Source organism: Pseudomonas petroselini (genome assembly GCF_045037875.1).
In the GTDB taxonomy this organism is placed as follows: Bacteria; Pseudomonadota; Gammaproteobacteria; order Pseudomonadales; family Pseudomonadaceae; genus Aquipseudomonas; species Aquipseudomonas petroselini.
In genome coordinates this window covers 903998-920229 of record NZ_CP173614.1, presented here as the reverse complement: position 1 = coordinate 920229, position 16232 = coordinate 903998, and the positions used below count along the sequence as shown (strand labels likewise).

General features: G+C 61.5%; 14 protein-coding genes. 10 read left to right on the top strand and 4 right to left on the bottom strand.

Going from position 1 to position 16232, the window contains the following annotated elements:
• The first annotated feature begins 113 nt into the window (after positions 1 to 113).
• From gshA to tauD, 5 genes are all read left to right on the top strand, one after another.
• The gene (gene gshA / locus ACI512_RS04325; RefSeq protein ID WP_093546780.1) at positions 114 to 1697 is read left to right on the top strand and encodes a glutamate--cysteine ligase; all 1584 of its coding nucleotides are present in this window, start codon (positions 114 to 116) and stop codon (positions 1695 to 1697) included.
• Positions 1698 to 1966: 269 nt separating this feature from the next.
• Positions 1967 to 2944, top strand: a complete 978-nt coding sequence (gene tauA / locus ACI512_RS04320) for a taurine ABC transporter substrate-binding protein (protein ID WP_046034591.1) — start codon at positions 1967 to 1969, stop codon at positions 2942 to 2944.
• A 17-nt stretch (positions 2945 to 2961) separates the two neighbouring features.
• Positions 2962 to 3741: a taurine ABC transporter ATP-binding subunit gene (tauB, locus tag ACI512_RS04315; RefSeq protein ID WP_064054146.1), complete on the top strand. Its 780-nt coding sequence runs from the start codon at positions 2962 to 2964 to the stop codon at positions 3739 to 3741.
• On the top strand, positions 3738 to 4574 hold the full coding sequence (tauC, locus tag ACI512_RS04310) for a taurine ABC transporter permease TauC (protein ID WP_236383178.1): 837 nt from the start codon (positions 3738 to 3740) through the stop codon (positions 4572 to 4574). The genes tauB and tauC overlap by 4 nt, the downstream gene beginning before the upstream one ends.
• An 11-nt stretch (positions 4575 to 4585) precedes the next feature.
• Positions 4586 to 5422, top strand: coding sequence for a taurine dioxygenase (gene tauD, locus ACI512_RS04305; protein WP_012721677.1), 837 nt, complete (start codon positions 4586 to 4588; stop codon positions 5420 to 5422).
• Positions 5423 to 5476: 54 nt separating this feature from the next.
• On the opposite strand, the gene mgrA is transcribed toward tauD, so the two are convergent.
• The 4 genes from mgrA to epsC all read right to left on the bottom strand — a co-directional run bounded on the left by mgrA (position 5477) and on the right by epsC (position 11440).
• Complete coding sequence (mgrA, locus tag ACI512_RS04300; protein ID WP_012721676.1) at positions 5477 to 6514, bottom strand: L-glyceraldehyde 3-phosphate reductase; 1038 nt, start codon at positions 6512 to 6514, stop codon at positions 5477 to 5479.
• Between the two features lie 108 nt (positions 6515 to 6622).
• Positions 6623 to 7951 carry an OprD family outer membrane porin gene (locus ACI512_RS04295; RefSeq protein WP_236383187.1) on the bottom strand — a complete coding sequence of 443 codons (1329 nt, stop codon included), beginning with the start codon at positions 7949 to 7951 and terminating at the stop codon, positions 6623 to 6625.
• A gap of 204 nt (positions 7952 to 8155) precedes the next feature.
• Positions 8156 to 10117: a choline transporter BetT gene (betT, locus tag ACI512_RS04290; protein ID WP_163825780.1), complete on the bottom strand. Its 1962-nt coding sequence runs from the start codon at positions 10115 to 10117 to the stop codon at positions 8156 to 8158.
• A gap of 396 nt (positions 10118 to 10513) precedes the next feature.
• Complete coding sequence (gene epsC, locus ACI512_RS04285) at positions 10514 to 11440, bottom strand: serine O-acetyltransferase EpsC (RefSeq protein ID WP_236383176.1); 927 nt, start codon at positions 11438 to 11440, stop codon at positions 10514 to 10516.
• 166 nt (positions 11441 to 11606) lie between these two features.
• On the opposite strand from epsC, the gene ACI512_RS04280 reads away from it, so the two are divergent.
• The 5 genes from ACI512_RS04280 to ACI512_RS04260 all read left to right on the top strand — a co-directional run bounded on the left by ACI512_RS04280 (position 11607) and on the right by ACI512_RS04260 (position 16231).
• Positions 11607 to 12602 (top strand): D-cysteine desulfhydrase, encoded by a 996-nt coding sequence (locus tag ACI512_RS04280; protein ID WP_012721672.1) that lies wholly within the window; start codon positions 11607 to 11609, stop codon positions 12600 to 12602.
• Between the two features lie 280 nt (positions 12603 to 12882).
• Entirely contained in the window at positions 12883 to 13677 is a 795-nt protein-coding gene (tcyJ, locus tag ACI512_RS04275; protein WP_012721671.1) for a cystine ABC transporter substrate-binding protein, read from the top strand.
• The gene (gene tcyL / locus ACI512_RS04270; RefSeq protein ID WP_012721670.1) at positions 13677 to 14342 is read left to right on the top strand and encodes a cystine ABC transporter permease; all 666 of its coding nucleotides are present in this window, start codon (positions 13677 to 13679) and stop codon (positions 14340 to 14342) included. The genes tcyJ and tcyL overlap by 1 nt, the downstream gene beginning before the upstream one ends.
• A 3-nt stretch (positions 14343 to 14345) precedes the next feature.
• Positions 14346 to 15092 carry an L-cystine ABC transporter ATP-binding protein TcyN gene (gene tcyN, locus ACI512_RS04265; protein WP_012721669.1) on the top strand — a complete coding sequence of 249 codons (747 nt, stop codon included), beginning with the start codon at positions 14346 to 14348 and terminating at the stop codon, positions 15090 to 15092.
• Positions 15093 to 15466: 374 nt separating this feature from the next.
• Positions 15467 to 16231, top strand: coding sequence for a hypothetical protein (locus tag ACI512_RS04260; RefSeq protein WP_236380389.1), 765 nt, complete (start codon positions 15467 to 15469; stop codon positions 16229 to 16231).
• Position 16232 lies beyond the last annotated feature (1 nt).

Sequence of the window (16232 nt, the reverse complement as noted above, 5' to 3'; positions counted from 1 at the left end):
ACAGCGGGTCAAATCGACTCTAAACCAGGCGATAACGCCAGTTTTAACTTCACCCTTGTAGACCGTCCTGCCCACCCCCATATTGGGGCGACTGACGCGTGAAGGAATCCAACTTGAGCGAACTTCTCAACCGCCGCCTGGCTTTGCTCGGCAAGCGCGAACACCTCTCCCTGCTAGAGCAGTGCTTGCACGGCATCGAGCGCGAATGCCTGCGCGTCACGGGTGAGGGCCGCCTGGCACAAACGCCGCACCCCGAAGCCCTGGGCGCCGCGTTGACCAACGAACTGATCACCACCGACTACTCGGAATCGCTGCTGGAGTTCATCACTCCCGCGCTGCCCAACCCGGCCGATACCCTCAGCAGCCTGGACAAGATCCACCGCTTTGCCTACACCAAGCTCGGCAGCGAATACCTGTGGAGCCCCTCGATGCCGTGCCCGTTGCCGGCCGAGGAAGATATTCCGATTGCCTACTACGGCACCTCCAATATCGGCCAGCTCAAGTACGTGTACCGCAAGGGCCTGGCCCTGCGTTACGGCAAGACCATGCAATGCATCGCCGGCATCCACTACAACTTTTCCCTGCCGGAAGCGTTGTGGCCGTTGCTCAAGGAGACTGAAGGGTTCGTCGGCACCGACCGCGACTACCAGTCCACCGCCTACATCGCGCTGATCCGTAATTTCCGTCGCTACAGCTGGCTGCTGATGTACCTGTTCGGTGCCTCGCCAGCCCTGGACGCCGGTTTCCTGCGCGGTCGTTCGCACCAGTTGGAAGTCTTGGACGCCGACACCCTGTACCTGCCGTACGCCACCAGCCTGCGCATGAGCGACCTGGGTTACCAGAGCAACGCCCAGGCCGGCCTCACGCCGTGCTACAACGACCTGGCCAGCTATACCGACAGCCTGCGCGAAGCGGTGGCAACGCCCTATGCGCCGTACGTCGAGGTCGGCACCCACAAGGATGGTGAGTGGGTGCAGCTCAACACCAACATCCTGCAGATCGAAAACGAGTACTACTCCAACATCCGTCCCAAGCGCGTGACCTACACTGGCGAGCGGCCGATCCAGGCGTTGGTGGCGCGTGGCATCCAGTACATCGAAGTGCGCTGCCTGGACATCAACCCGTTCCTGCCAATGGGCATCGACCTGCCGGAATCGCGTTTCCTCGACGCCTTCCTGCTGTACTGCGCGCTGAACGACAGCCCGCTGTTCGCCGACAACGAGTGCGGCAACGCCACCTCCAACTTCCTCAGCGTGGTCAAGGAAGGTCGCCGTCCGGGCCTGCAACTGCAGCGCCAGGGCCAGGCGGTGGACATGAAGGAATGGGCCGCCGAGCTGTTGGAGCAGATCGCACCGCTGGCCGCCTTGCTGGATCAGAGCCACGGCATTACCGAGCACAGCCAGGCGCTGGACGCTCAGTTGGCCAAGGTCAAGGACCCGTCCCTGACACCATCGGCCCAGGTGCTGGCGGCGATGGCCGAGCGTAAGGAAAGTTTTGCGCAGTTTTCCCTGCACCAGAGCCAGCTGCACGCCGAGCACTTCCGCAAGGAGCCGCTGCCGGCCGAAGAGCAGGCGCGCTTTGAACAGCTGGCACGCACGTCGCTGGCACAGCAGGCGGAGCTGGAGCAGAACGAAGTGGGCGATTTCGATGTGTTTGTCGGCTCCTACCAAGCCAGCATCCTCGCCATCAGCAACTAAAAAATGTTGGGGTAATTTACTGTAGTGAGCGGGCTTGCCCCGCGCGGGGTGGCGAAGCCGCCCCAATAAGGCAACCGCATTGCTTCAGTTAACACGCGGCGCCAGATTTTAGGGCGGCTTCGCCACCCAGCACGGGGCAAGCCCGCTCACTACAGAGCAACATGTTTCTCCTCATAAGCTAATTCGAAAACGTTATTTATTTTCGGATTCTTAGATCATTTAGTCTCCTCACACGCCGACCCTCGGCCGCCTGATTGAGGAGCTTCCCCTTGAAACTGCTAACCCCTCTGCGCCTCTTGGCCGCATTGTCCCTGGCCGGTGCCAGCCTGTTTGCCCAGGCGGCGGATGTGACCATCGCTTACCAGACCACCGTGGACCCGGCCAAAGTCGCCCAGGCCGACGGTGCCTATGAAAAAGCCACCCACGCCAAGATCGACTGGCGCAAATTCGACAATGGCGCCGACATCATCGCCGCCATCGCTTCCGGCGACGTACAGATCGGCTACCTCGGTTCCAGCCCGCTGACAGCTGCGATCACCCGCAAAGTGCCGGTGGAAACCTTCCTCGTCGCCACCCAGATCGGCGGCGCCGAAGCCCTGGTGGCGCGCAACGGTTCCGGGATCAACAGCCCGCAGGACCTGATCGGCAAGAAAGTCGCCGTGCCCTTCGTGTCCACCGGGCACTACAGCCTGCTCGCCGCGCTGAAACACTGGAACATCGACCCGTCCAAAGTGACCATCCTCAACCTCGCGCCACCGGCAATCATCGCGGCCTGGAAGCGTGGTGATATCGACGCGACCTACGTGTGGGACCCAGCCCTGGGCGTCGCCAAAGAGAACGGCAAGGTGCTGATCACCTCCGGTGAACTGGCCAAGTTCGGCGCGCCGACCTTCGATGCGTGGATCGTGCGCAAGGACTTCGCCGAGAAGCACCCGGAAATCGTCACCGCGTTCGCCAAAGTTACCTTGGACGCCTACGCCGCCTACCGCAAAGACCCACAAGCCTGGCTCGCCGACAAAGGCAACGTCGACAAACTGGTCAAGCTCTCCGGCGCCAAGGCCAGTGACATCCCCTTGCTGCTGCAAGGCAACGTCTACCCGCTGGCCGCTGACCAGGTGACCCTGCTGGGCGCACCGACCACCAAAGCCGTCACCGATACCGCTGCGTTCCTGAAGGAACAAGGCAAGGTCGACGCGGTGCTGCCGGACTACGCCCCCTACGTCAGTGCCAAATTCATCACTCACTGATTGAGGAGTTCATTGCGATGGCCTTGCTACAGCTGGAGCGCATCAGCGCACAGTACCCAGGCGCCACAGAACCGGTACTGTCAGACATTTCACTCGACCTGGGGCCCCAGCAATTGTTGGTGGCCCTCGGCCCGTCCGGCAGTGGCAAGACTTCGCTGTTGAACCTGATTGCCGGCTTTGTCAAACCGTCTGCCGGGCGCATCACCCTCGATGGTGTGCCGGTCAACGGCCCCAGCGCCGAGCGCGGCGTGGTGTTCCAGGACGACGCCCTGCTGCCCTGGCAGGACGTACTGGCCAATGTCGGCTTCGGCCTGGAGCTGGCCGGTGTGCCCAAGGCGCAACGCGAAGTCCGCGCCCGGGAAATGCTCGCGCTGGTTGACCTCGCCGGTTTCGACAGCCGCCGTATCTGGCAGCTTTCCGGCGGCCAGAAGCAACGTGTCGGCCTGGCCCGCGCGTTGGCTGCCGACCCGCGCGTACTGCTGATGGACGAACCCTTCGGCGCCCTTGATGCCTTCACCCGTGAGCAGATGCAGGAGCTGTTGCTGCAAGTCTGGCGGCGCACGGCCAAGCCGGTGTTCCTGATCACCCACGACATCGAAGAGGCGGTATTTCTCGCCACCGACCTGATCCTGCTGGCACCCAACCCCGGCCAGATCGTCGAACGCCTGAGCCTGGACTTCGGCCAGCGCTACGCCGCCGGTGAATCGGCGCGGGCGATCAAGTCCGACCCGCGCTTTATCGAAACCCGCGAACACGTGCTGGGCAAAGTGTTCTCCCAACGGCAGGTGTCCGCATGAGCAGCTACGAACTCCCCGCCACCACCACCCAGCCAGTGGCGCACGCGGTTATCCCGGTGCGCCGCAGCTTGAGTACGCGCTGGATTAGCCTACTGACCCTGTTCACCTTGTTGGCCCTCTGGTGGGCCGTGACCGCTACCGGTTTGATCGAACCCTTATTCCTGCCACCGCCGTCCGCCGTGCTGCAAAAAGGCTGGCTGTTGGCGACCAGCGGCTACATGGATTCCACCTTGTGGCAGCACTTGGGCGCGAGCCTCAGCCGTATCGGCCTGGGCCTGGGTTTTGCCGTGCTGACCGCCGTACCCGTGGGCATTGCCATCGGTTCCAATCGTGTCGCCCGGGGTGTGCTCGACCCACTGATCGAGTTCTACCGGCCGATCCCGCCCCTGGCCTATCTGCCGTTGATCGTGATCTGGTGCGGCATCGGCGAGCTGTCCAAGGTGCTGCTGATTTACTTGGCGATCTTTGCGCCCATTGCCATCGCCACGGCCACCGGCGTGCGCACGGTCGACCCGGCCAAGCTGCGCGCCGCGCAGTCGCTGGGCGCCAGCCGTACGCAGTTGATTCGTCATGTGATCCTGCCGAGCGCCCTGCCCGATATCCTCACCGGCGTACGCATCGGGCTGGGTGTGGGTTGGTCGACATTGGTCGCCGCAGAATTGATCGCCGCCACCAGCGGCCTGGGCTTCATGGTGCAGTCAGCGGCGCAGTTCCTGGTCACCGACGTGGTGGTGCTGGGGATCCTGGTCATCGCCTTGATCGCCTTCGCCATGGAAATGGGCTTGCGTGCACTGCAACGCAAACTGGTGCCTTGGCATGGCCAGGCACATTGAGTGAGAACCGCATGAGCAGCCTGACCGTTACCCCCTTAAGTACCGCACTGGGCGCCCAGATCAGTGGCGTCGACATCACCCAGCCGCTGGACCTCGAGCAGCGCCACGCCATTGAACAGGCGTTGCTCACGCACTCGGTGCTGTTCTTCCGAGGCCAAGCCATCAACCCGCAGCAGCAAGCGCGGTTTGCGGCGAATTTCGGCGACCTGCATATCCACCCGATCTACCCCAACGTACCGGAACAGCCCGAAGTGCTGATCCTCGACACCGCCGTCACCGACGTGCGCGACAACGCCGTGTGGCACACCGACGTGACCTTCCTGCCCACCCCGGCGCTCGGTGCGGTGCTCAGCGCCAAGCTGCTGCCGGCGTTTGGTGGCGACACGTTGTGGGCCAGCGGGATCGCGGCGTATGAGGCGTTGTCCGAACCGTTCAAGCGGTTGCTCGACGGGCTGACCGCGACGCATGACTTCACCAAATCCTTCCCGCTGGAGCGCTTTGGCAACACCGCCGAAGACCTGGTGCGCTGGGAAGAAACGCGCAAGAAGAACCCACCGCTGTCCCACCCGGTGGTGCGTACGCATCCCGTCAGTGGCCGCAAATCACTGTTTGTCAGCGACGGCTTCACCACCAAAATCAACGAACTGGAACCGGCCGAAAGTGAAGCGATTCTGAAACTTCTGTTCGCCCACGCGACACGCCCGGAGTTCACCATCCGCTGGCGTTGGCAGGAAAACGATGTGGCGTTCTGGGATAACCGCGTGACGCAGCATTACGCGGTGGATGACTACAGGCCGCAACGGCGGGTGATGCATCGGGCCACGATTTTGGGGGACATCCCCTTCTAAAGCCTGGCATAAATCAAATGTGGGAGGGGGCTTGCCCCCTCCCACATTGACCGGTTATTCAGCAGTGGAGGGTTTTTCCCACAGGTTGATCCCGCCTTCCTGCGCAAATCGATCAATCTCCGCCAGTTCTTCGGCGCTGAAGCTCAAATTCTTCAACGCCCCGACGTTTTCAATAATCTGCTCCGGCCGGCTCGCACCAATCAACGCACTGGTCACCCGTGGATCACGCAACGTCCAGGCCAATGCCAGTTGCGCCAGGCTCTGGCCACGCCGCTGGGCGATTTCATTCAGCGCCCGCACGTGGGCGATGTTGGCTTCGGACAGGTGCTTGGCCTGTAACGAACCACCACCCGGCCGATTCACTCGCGCATCGGCCGGCACGCCGTTGAGGTATTTGTCGGTCAGCAGCCCTTGGGCCAGCGGCGTGAAGGCAATCACCCCGGCACCGAGTTCTTCGGTGGTGTCCAGCAGGTCTTTTTCCACCCAGCGGTTGAGCAGGTTGTAAGCCGGTTGGTGGATCAGCAGCGGCACTTTCCACTCATTGAGCAGGGCGGCGATTTCGCGGGTTTTTACCCCCGAATAGGACGAGATACCGATGTACAACGCCTTGCCTTGCTGCACGGCGGTGGCGAGGGCGCTGGCGGTTTCTTCCAACGGGGTGTCGGCGTCAAAACGGTGGGAGTAAAAAATATCCACGTAGTCGACGCCCAGGCGCTGCAGGCTTTGGTCCAGGCTCGCCAGCACGTATTTGCGCGAACCGCCGCCCTGGCCGTAAGGACCGGGCCACATGTCCCAACCGGCCTTGCTGGAGATGATCAGCTCATCGCGGTAGTGCTTGAAGTCTTCGCGCAGCAAACGGCCGAAGTTGATCTCGGCGCTGCCATAGGGCGGGCCGTAGTTGTTGGCCAGGTCGAAGTGGTTGATCCCCAGGTCGAACGCGGTGCGCAGCAGGGCGCGCTGGGTGTCGATCGGGGTGCTGTCGCCAAAGTTGTGCCACAGGCCCAGGGACAGTGCCGGCAGCACCAATCCACTGCGGCCTACGCGGCGATACGGGATAGATTCATAGCGGTTTTCGGCAGCAATGTAAGTCATCGAATCCTCTCTTGGACGTAGGCAAATAAGGCCTGGGAATAACGATATTCCCAGGCCTTTTAACCAGCTGAATCGCTTAAGTCTGCCTGTCCGTTTTACAGCAATTTCCTACCAGAGTGGAACGACATAGCTGACATAGAGGCGGTTTTCATCCTGCACGGTGGCGCCGGTGATATCCGGGCTGGCATGGGCGTTTTTCCAGGTCACACCGAGGCCTTTGAGGGTGCCGGTGGGTACTTGATAGGCCACGGCAACGTCACGCTCCCATTCACTCGTAGTGCCCTGCGCCGTGCGGATGTCATCGCCGTGGGCGTAGCCGGCGGAGAACGTCAGGCCGGTGAGGCCGAGTTTGCCGAAGTCATATTTGTACTGCGCCAGCCAGGTGCGCTCACCGGCATGCTGGAATTTATTCAACTGCAGGTTGGTCAGCGCCGGGGTGTCGGCACCTGAACCGGGGCCCTGGCGGTTGTCGCCGCTGTTCAGGCCGGAATCCAGGTACGGGAAGTCGCTGTCGCCGCTGTTCTTCTGGATCCCCAGGCCGACGGTGTGACCGTCCAGGCTGTAGCTCTCGAGCAAGCTGGCGGTGGTCTGGTTGATGCGGCCTTTGCCGGTGCCGTCACCGTAGAGGCCGGCCGCCGCAAAGTCTTTGTCGCCATCGGCGTTGCCGCCCACACCCAGGCTGCGGAACACGCGCACGTCGGTGTCGATGGCGCCCACGGACAAGGCGTCATGGCGCTTGGCGCCGAGGAAGAACTGCTGGTAGTAATCCTCAAGGTTGGAGTACCACAGGCTGACCGTGGTGTTCTGTAGGCCGGTGTAGTCCGCGCCGCCGAACAGGAAGCGATCACTCTCTTTGGTCCCCCCGGCAGTGATCATGCCCTGGTCGCCGGTTTCGTTACGGATCTTGGTCTTGAAGATATCGCCGCCGGTGAAGGTGAAGTCGCTGAGGTCCTTGGACACCAGCTGCACACCCGTGTTGGTCTGCTGGTACAGGCGCCCGTCGGTGTTGGCCAGTACTGGGTTGTTGCCGTAGAGCGTACCGACGCGCAGTTCATCCTTGGCAAAACGCATCTTGAACGTCGGGCTCAGCACACCGAACTGGTCGGCGGACTTGCCGTTGTCCAGCGGGAACATGCTGCCGGGGTAACGGCCCTGGTGATCCTTGTCGTTGAGGTCGCCACCCGAGTCCAGTTTCAACCCGTAGAACGCCTGCAGATCCAGGCCAAACCCCACCGGCCCGTCGGTGTAGCCGGACTTGAAGTTGAACTCGAAGCCCTGGCCCCAATCGCGAATGCTGTGGGCCTTGGCGTTGCTGTTCACCACATCACGCCCCTGTTGGTTGAGATAGCGATTGAGCAGGGTCACATCCGCGTGGCTGTCCTCGATAAAATCGGCATGGGCGGACAGCATAAAGCTTGCCATGGCGGCACCCACCATGGGGCTTAATAACGTCTTCATCGGTACCGGTCTCCGTCACTGTTTTGAAATGAAAGCGTCAAACGCTTCACACAATTACGCAGTGGCCAGATGACAGTTGCGCGTCAAGCCGAGGGTTTGACGGATGAAATTAAATTTAAGAAAACCCTCTAGGACGGGGCTTTGCGGGGTTTAAGGAGCGGGCAAGCCCGCTCCCAAAGGAGACTAACGTACCAAGTGCAGGAACTGCAGATGCCGTTCGTACTGGTCGAGGATGTCGTTGATGATCTGCTCCTTGGTGTAGCCCACCAAGTCGTAGTCCTGGCTGCCCTCGCTCAAGTGCACTTCCGCCCGGTAGTAGCGACGGTTGTTGAGCTCTTTGGAGCCCATGCCACCACGGGCGAAGGACGGTGTGAAGTAACCGCGCATCTGCACCTGGTAGACGAAGGGATGCTCCTCGCCATGGCCGATTTCCAGGCTCACGCTGTCGTTGGCCGGGTCGGGCTGAGTCACCACATTCAGGCCCTTCTCGACAAACACCGCCGTCACTTCTTCGATGGCCGGACGCACCGTTGCCTCAAGGAAGCGGTACACCTCGTCACGCGACGGGAAGTGCACAGCCTGGCTCAGGCGCTGGCGCCAGCCGCCACGCCCCTTGCGCGCCGCCGAGATCGGCGCCAGCGAATGCAGCTGGGCGATCTGCTTCTGCGATTCTAGATGGAAGGCTTTGTGCAGTCCCCACATCATCAGCAGCAGGATCATCGAGAACGGCAACGAGGTCAGCACCACCGCTGACTTGAGCGAATCGATACTGCCGGCGAACAACAAGGCACTGGTGACCAACGCGGTCATCGCCCCCCAGAACACCCGCAGCCACTTCGGCCCGTCTTCATCGGCGTTGCCGCCCTTGGACGACAGCGTCGACAGCACGACGGTGCCCGAGTCCGCCGAGGTGACGAAGAACACGAAGCTGATAAACACCGTGACCGCGATGACGGTCTTGCTCCACGGGTAGGTTTCCAGCAGCAGGTAGAGGCTCATCGACGGGTCATCGATGGCCGACTGGCCGAGTGCGGCCATGCCGTGGTTGAGCACTTGGTCGATGGCGCTGTTGCCGAAAATCGACATCCACGCCAGGGTAAAGCCCAGCGGGATCAGCAGTACGCCGAAGACGAATTCACGGATGGTACGACCACGGGAAATACGCGCGATAAACAGGCCCACGAACGGCGACCATGCGATCCACCAGGCCCAGTAGAACACGGTCCAACCGCCCAGCCAGTCGCTCGGCTTATCGTAGGCGTACACGTCGAAGCTCTTGGTCGGCAAGGCGCCCAAGTAGTCACCGATGTTCTGGATCAAGGTGTTGAGCAAGTGCTGGGTGGGCCCGGCGAACAACACGAACAGCAGCAGCGCACAGGCCAGCAGCATATTGATGTCGGACATCACCCGCACGCCTTTATCGACGCCGGCCACGGCGACCAGGATCGCGGCGCCCATCATCAGGGTGATCAAGCCAACTTGGATCCACTGGGTGTGGGCGATGCCAAACAGGTAATCGAGCCCGGAGTTGAGGTGCAGCACACCAAAGCCCATATCGGCGCCGAGGCCGAACACCGTGGCGATGATGCCGAAGCCATCCACCGCATAACCGATAGGGCCGTTGATGCGCTTGCCGATCAGTGGGTACAGCGCCGATCGCAATGCCAGCGGCAGGTTATGCCGGTAAGCGAAGTACGCCAAAGCCATGCCGACAAAGGCGAACACGCCCCAGCCATGCAAGCCCCAATGCAGAAACAGCACCTGCATGGCCTGACGCGCGGCGTCGGCGTTGAGCGGCGCGCCCTGTGGCGGTTGCACCAGGTGCGTCAGCGGCTCGGACACGCAGAAAAAGAACAGCGTGATGCTGATGCCGGCGGCGAACAGCATGCCGGCCCAGGACAGGTAACTGAATTCGGGCTCGTCGTGGTCGGCACCGAGTTTTATCTTGCCGTAGCCCGATAACGCGGTGACCACCACGAAGACCAGATACAGGGTCATCGCCAACATGTAGTACCAGCCGACCGTATTGGCCGCCCAGTTTTGCGCCGCCAGCAACCAGGCACCGGCCTGTTGCGGGATAGCGATGACCGTGATGCCGAACAGCAGGATGAAGGTCGCGGCAAAGTAGAAGACGGGCGCATTCATGCGCACCATGCCGCTGGCTGGGGTGGACGATGCACTCATGAACGATGCACCCCTGGTGTGTGAGATGTGGCTGTCAATAACGGACTCAGCAAAGGTAAGCCTCCTGTTGTGAGCGGGCAGCGAACCACCGGGTTTAACTTGAACGAGCATTCAAGTTAAACATGGATAGGCGGTCTGGGACTAATCGCAAGGCTGAGTGGTAGATCATTCCTACACTAGCTCAAGGACTGGTATGACGGGCAAGAAGGGGAAATCGTTCAGCGGTCTGGAGGTGAAATGCACACAAAATGTGGGAGGGGGCTTGCCCCCGATGGCGGTGGTTCAGCCAATTCATTATTGACTGACACTCCGCTATCGGGATCAAGCCCCCTCCCACAGGGTATTTGTGCAGGTGCTTTACTTCTGCGCGCCGTCCTCATGCTGCAAATTCGCCTGGGTAATATTCGCTCCCGCTGGCACGCTGCGGGTCAGCCACACATTACCGCCAATGGTCGAGCCCTTGCCGATGGTGATGCGCCCCAGGATCGTCGCGCCGGCATAGATCACCACGTCATCCTCAACGATCGGATGGCGCGGGTGCCCTTTCTGCAACTGCCCATCTTCATCCGCCGGGAAGCGCTTGGCGCCCAGCGTCACCGCTTGGTAGATGCGCACTCGCTCGCCGATGATCGCGGTTTCGCCAATCACCACGCCCGTCCCGTGGTCGATGAAGAAGCTCGGACCAATCTGGGCGCCGGGGTGGATGTCGATACCGGTGGCCGAGTGGGCAATCTCCGAACTGATGCGCGCCAACAGCGGCAAACCGGCGCGATACAGGTGGTGCGCCAAGCGATGGTGAATCACTGCCAGGATCCCCGGATAGCACAGCAGCACTTCATCCACACTGCGCGCGGCCGGGTCGCCGTGATAGGCGGCCAACACGTCGGTGTCCAACAGGCTGCGCAGGGACGGCAAGGCCAGGGCGAAATCCTGGATCAGGCGGATCGCGAGCGCGTCGACTTCGCTGTCATCCTTGGCGCCCTGTCGTGCGGCGTAGCGCAGTTCCAGACGGGCCTGGCCGAGCAAGGCATTCAACGCCACATCGAGGGTATGGCCGACGTAAAAGTCTTCACTTTCTTCACGCAGGTCCACCGGACCCAGGCGCATCGGGAACAACGCACCGCACAAGGCTTCAAGGATCTGCGCCACGGCTTCGCGCGATGGCAGCTCACGGCCGCCATGTTCACCACTCAAGCGACCGTTGCGCGTTCGCCACTGGTCCCGGGCGCCGCGCAGTTGGCTGACGATGGTCTGTAATTGCCAATGACTGGAACGCTCACTCACGGTATTCACTCCTGACGAAATGGCCATCACTTTACGGTATGCACCCTGGCCGCCCTTAAGAACCAATGGTGCGATGCTAAGAACCATCCGACATAAGCGATTGTCGGTTGCTCGATGAAAAGTGCCTGCCTATAGTCGCCCCACCACTCAGCAACCGTGCGTAACCATGATCAAACAACAGCTCGACCGTTTTAATCGCCTGGACCTGCTGGGCGGCGCCACTGCCCTGGAAAAACTCGAGCGGCTGTCGACTTGGCTGGGCCGGGACATCTACGTCAAGCGCGACGACACCACGCCGCTGGCCATGGGCGGTAACAAGCTGCGCAAACTCGAATACCTCGCCGCCGATGCCATCGCCCAGGGCGCCGACACCCTGGTGACCGCCGGCGCCATCCAGTCCAACCATGTGCGCCAGACGGCTGCGCTGGCCGCCAAGCTTGGCCTGGGCTGTGTCGCCCTGCTGGAAAACCCCACCGGCACCGAAGACCCTAGCTACCTGGGCAACGGCAACCGCCTGCTGCTGGACCTGTTCGACGCCAAGGTGGAATTGGTGGAGAACCTCGACAACGTCGACGACCAGCTCAACGCCCTCGCCGACCGTCTGCGCAGCAACGGCAAGAAGCCGTACCTGGTGCCCATCGGCGGCTCCAATGCCCTCGGCGCCCTTGGTTATGTGCGCGCCGGCCTGGAGCTGGCCGGACAGATCCAAGACAGCGGCATCGACTTTGCCGCCGTGGTGCTGGCGTCCGGCAGTGCCGGGACTCACAGTGGCCTGGCCCTGGCCTTGAGCGAAGTGCTGCCGAACCTGCCGGTGATGGGCGTCACCGTGTCGCGTACCGACGAAGCCCAGCGCCCGAAAGTGCAGGGCCTGGCCGAACGCACCGCCGAGTTGCTGGGCGTGGCGATCCCCGACGCCTTCAAGGTGATTCTGTGGGACGAATATTTCGGCCCGCGTTATGGCGAACCGAACGCCGGCACCCTTTCGGCGGTCAAGCTATTGGCAAGCCAGGAAGGCCTGCTGCTGGACCCGGTCTACACTGGCAAGGCCATGGCCGGCTTGCTGGACGGTATCGGGCGTCAGCGGTTCGAGGATGGCCCGATTATTTTCCTGCACACCGGTGGGGCCCCGGCATTGTTTGCCTATGACTCGGTGTTCAACTGAATAAACGCAGGCTAAATGTGGGAGGGGGCTTGCCCCCGATAGGGCAGTGTCAGTTTATGCATGTATCACTGACGCACCGCTATCGGGGGCAAGCCCCCTCCCACATTAGACTCAACATATATTCGATAATAGAATATGAATTTAGATTTATATTATTTTCAAGTCTTAAAAAACCGGCTTTATCATCGCGCCGTAGGCGAAGACGCGCTACGCGCTTTAAGGCAGGATACGACTACTGCGTCACCTGCTTCGCTCAACATAAAAAACACAGGGGCTCTTCATGACTATTTCTGTATTCCGTCGCACGTTGTTGGTTGGCACTTTGGGCCTGGCTCTCGGGGCGGGCCTGCTGGGGCAGGCGGTTGCCGGTGAACAACTGGGCAACATCAAGAAAGCCGGCGAGATCAAGATCGGCCTGGAAGGCACCTATCCACCGTTCAGCTTTGTCGATGAAAGCGGCAAGCTCAGCGGGTTCGAGGTTGAGCTTTCCGAAGCCTTGGCCAAAGAGCTGGGCGTCAAGGTCAAGCTGCAAGCCACCCCGTGGGACGGCATCCTCGCAGCCCTTGAGTCCAAGCGCCTGGACGCCGTGGTCAACCAAGTGACCATCTCCGAAGAGCGCAAGAAGAAGTACGACTTCTCCAAGCCTTACACTGTCTCGGGGATCCAGGCGCTGGTCCTGAAGAAAAACGTCGACACCATCAAGACCGCCGACGACCTGGCCGGCAAGAAAGTTGGCGTGGGCCTGGGCACCAACTACGAACAATGGCTCAAGGACAACCAACCCAAAGCCATCATCAAGACCTATAACGACGACCCGACCAAGTTTCAGGACCTGCGCATCGGCCGCATCGACGCCATCCTGATCGACCGCCTCGCGGCTTTGGAATATGCCAAGAAAGCCCCGGACACCGCTGCCGCCGGCGATGCCTTCTCCCGTCAGGAAGCCGGTATTGCCCTGCGCAAAGGCGAGCCTGAGCTGTTGGCCGCCGTGAACCAGGCTCTGGACAAGCTGCGCGCCGACGGCACTTTGAAGAAGCTGTCCGAGAAATACTTCAACGCTGACGTCACTCAATAATGGAAGCAGGTTTCCAACTCGCGCTGGACTCCGCGCCCTTTCTGCTCAAGGGCGCGTATTACACGGTGATTCTTAGCCTGGGCGGGATGTTTTTCGGTTTGGTGCTGGGCTTCGGCCTGGCCTTGATGCGTTTGTCGCGCTTCAAGTTGGTCAGTTGGATCGCCCGTGTCTACGTGTCGTTCTTTCGCGGCACGCCCTTGCTGGTGCAGCTGTTTTTGATCTACTACGGCTTACCGCAAGTGGGCATCGAGCTGGATCCGATCCCGGCCGCCATGATCGGCTTTTCGCTGAACATGGCCGCCTACGCCTGTGAAATCCTGCGCGCCGCCATCGCCTCCATCGAGCGTGGCCAGTGGGAAGCTGCCGCCAGTATCGGCATGACCCGTGCGCAGACCCTGCGCAGGGCCATCCTGCCGCAGGCGATGCGCACGGCGTTGCCACCGCTGGGCAACAGTTTTATTTCGCTGGTCAAGGACACGGCGCTGGCCGCCACCATCCAGGTGCCCGAGCTCTTCCGCCAGGCGCAACTGGTGTCTGCGCGAACCTTCGAAATTTTCACCATGTACCTCTCCGCAGCCCTGATCTACTGGATCCTGGCGAGCATCCTGGCGCATTTGCAAAATCGTCTGGAAGACCGGGTCAACCGGCATGACCTGGAGTCCTGAAGCATGATCGTGGTTGAAAAACTGACCAAACAATTCAACGGTCAGGTGGTACTCAACGGCATCGACCTTGAGGTCAAGGAAGGCGAAGTCATCGCCATCATCGGCCCCAGCGGTTCCGGTAAGACCACCTTCCTGCGCTGCCTGAACTTCCTCGAGCAACCCACCAGCGGCCGCATCAAGGTGGGTGACATCGAGATCGACACCAGCAAGCCGATCAACCAGCAACAGAGCCTGGTGCGGCGCTTGCGCCAGCACGTGGGCTTTGTGTTCCAGAGCTTCAACCTGTTCCCCCACCGCACCGCGCTGGAAAACGTCATCGAAGGCCCCACCGTGGTCAAGAAGATGCCGCACGACGCCGCTGTCGCGCTGGGCCGCCAGTTGTTGGCCAGGGTCGGCCTGGCGGGCAAGGAAGACGCCTACCCACGGCGCCTGTCCGGTGGCCAGCAGCAGCGCGTGGCGATTGCCCGTGCGCTGGCCATGGAGCCGGAGGTGATCCTGTTCGACGAGCCCACCTCGGCCCTCGACCCGGAGCTGGTGGGTGAAGTGCTGGCGACCATCCGCAGCCTCGCCGAAGAAAACCGCACCATGGTCATCGTCACCCACGAAATGAGCTTCGCCCGTGATGTGGCCAACCGGGTGATCTTCTTCGACAAGGGTGTGATCGTGGAGCAAGGGGAAGCCAAGGCGCTGTTTGCCAACCCCAAGGAAGAGCGCACCAAACAGTTCCTGAGTAAATTCCTCGCCCATTGATACACCCTTGAATGTGGCGAGGCCGCTTGCTCCCGCTGGAGTGCCAAAAAGCTGGGCGCCGCTGCGCAACCCAGCGGGAGCAAGCGTCCTCGCCACAACAAACGGCTCCTACAGGAATTCCGCGTACCCCCCGGTAAAAGCCCTCTTCGCAGCCGCCATAAAAGCCCCCTCCCAGTCAGACCCTTCTGAATATCTCCAAACACGCCGTTTAGCCTTTTGCCGCCATTGACGCCCCTTGGCCAACCCTCTTATCTAGCGCCCAGAGGATTGGATCCTATCCCGGCTACTCACTGAATCGTTCTTTTCGGCCCCCCCGCGCACCCGCGCCAAAAGGTCCGGAACGATTGCTGCTGGCTGCATCAAGGAGATTACTTATGACGCACACCCTGCTCACCGCCCCGACGCTGCCCCAGGCCATCGGTCATGGCATCAATGCCCTGGCCGCCACCCACCTGCAAGTCGACATTGCGCCGTATCCCGGCATGGATGAAGGCGACCTGATCGAGCTGTTCTGGAACAACTGTTTTGCCGCTTCACGCCGGGTAACGGCCTGCAGGATCGGCGCGATCACCCACCTTCGGGTGCCGGAAAGTTTCGTGCTGGATGGCCCGGCCCGGGTGCATTACCAGGTCATGCAAGTCGGCCGTTGCCCTGCACGTTCGGCGGTGGCGCAAGTGCGCGTAAAGACCCTCTACCCAGGCGGCCAGCCCTCGCCCCTGTACCGCGACGAAAACCACAACCTCGCCCCCGTAGGCCTGCCCGACACCATCCGCCGCTATGGCGTCAACGCCAGGCAGGTGCGACGCGGCATTCCCCTGACCATCGAGCCCTACCTGAACATGACCCGCGGCGATGCCATCACGCTGCGCTGGGGCGATGCGCGCCTGGATCTGCCCCAGGTCCAGGCCAAGGACGTCGGCCTGGCGTTGCAGGTATGGGTGCCGTCAACGGTGATTATCGAAGCCGGCGACGACTGCCGACTGGAAGTGACCTACTGCATTCTGGATCGCGTCGGCAACAATTCACGCTGGGCGCCCGCCCGTACTGTGCGCATTGCCGCCGAGGCCGCCACCCGCACGGCCGGGGCTGAGCTGATCTACCAGCCGCGACCAATGGGGTCACCTTGCGAACCGGGGTGAG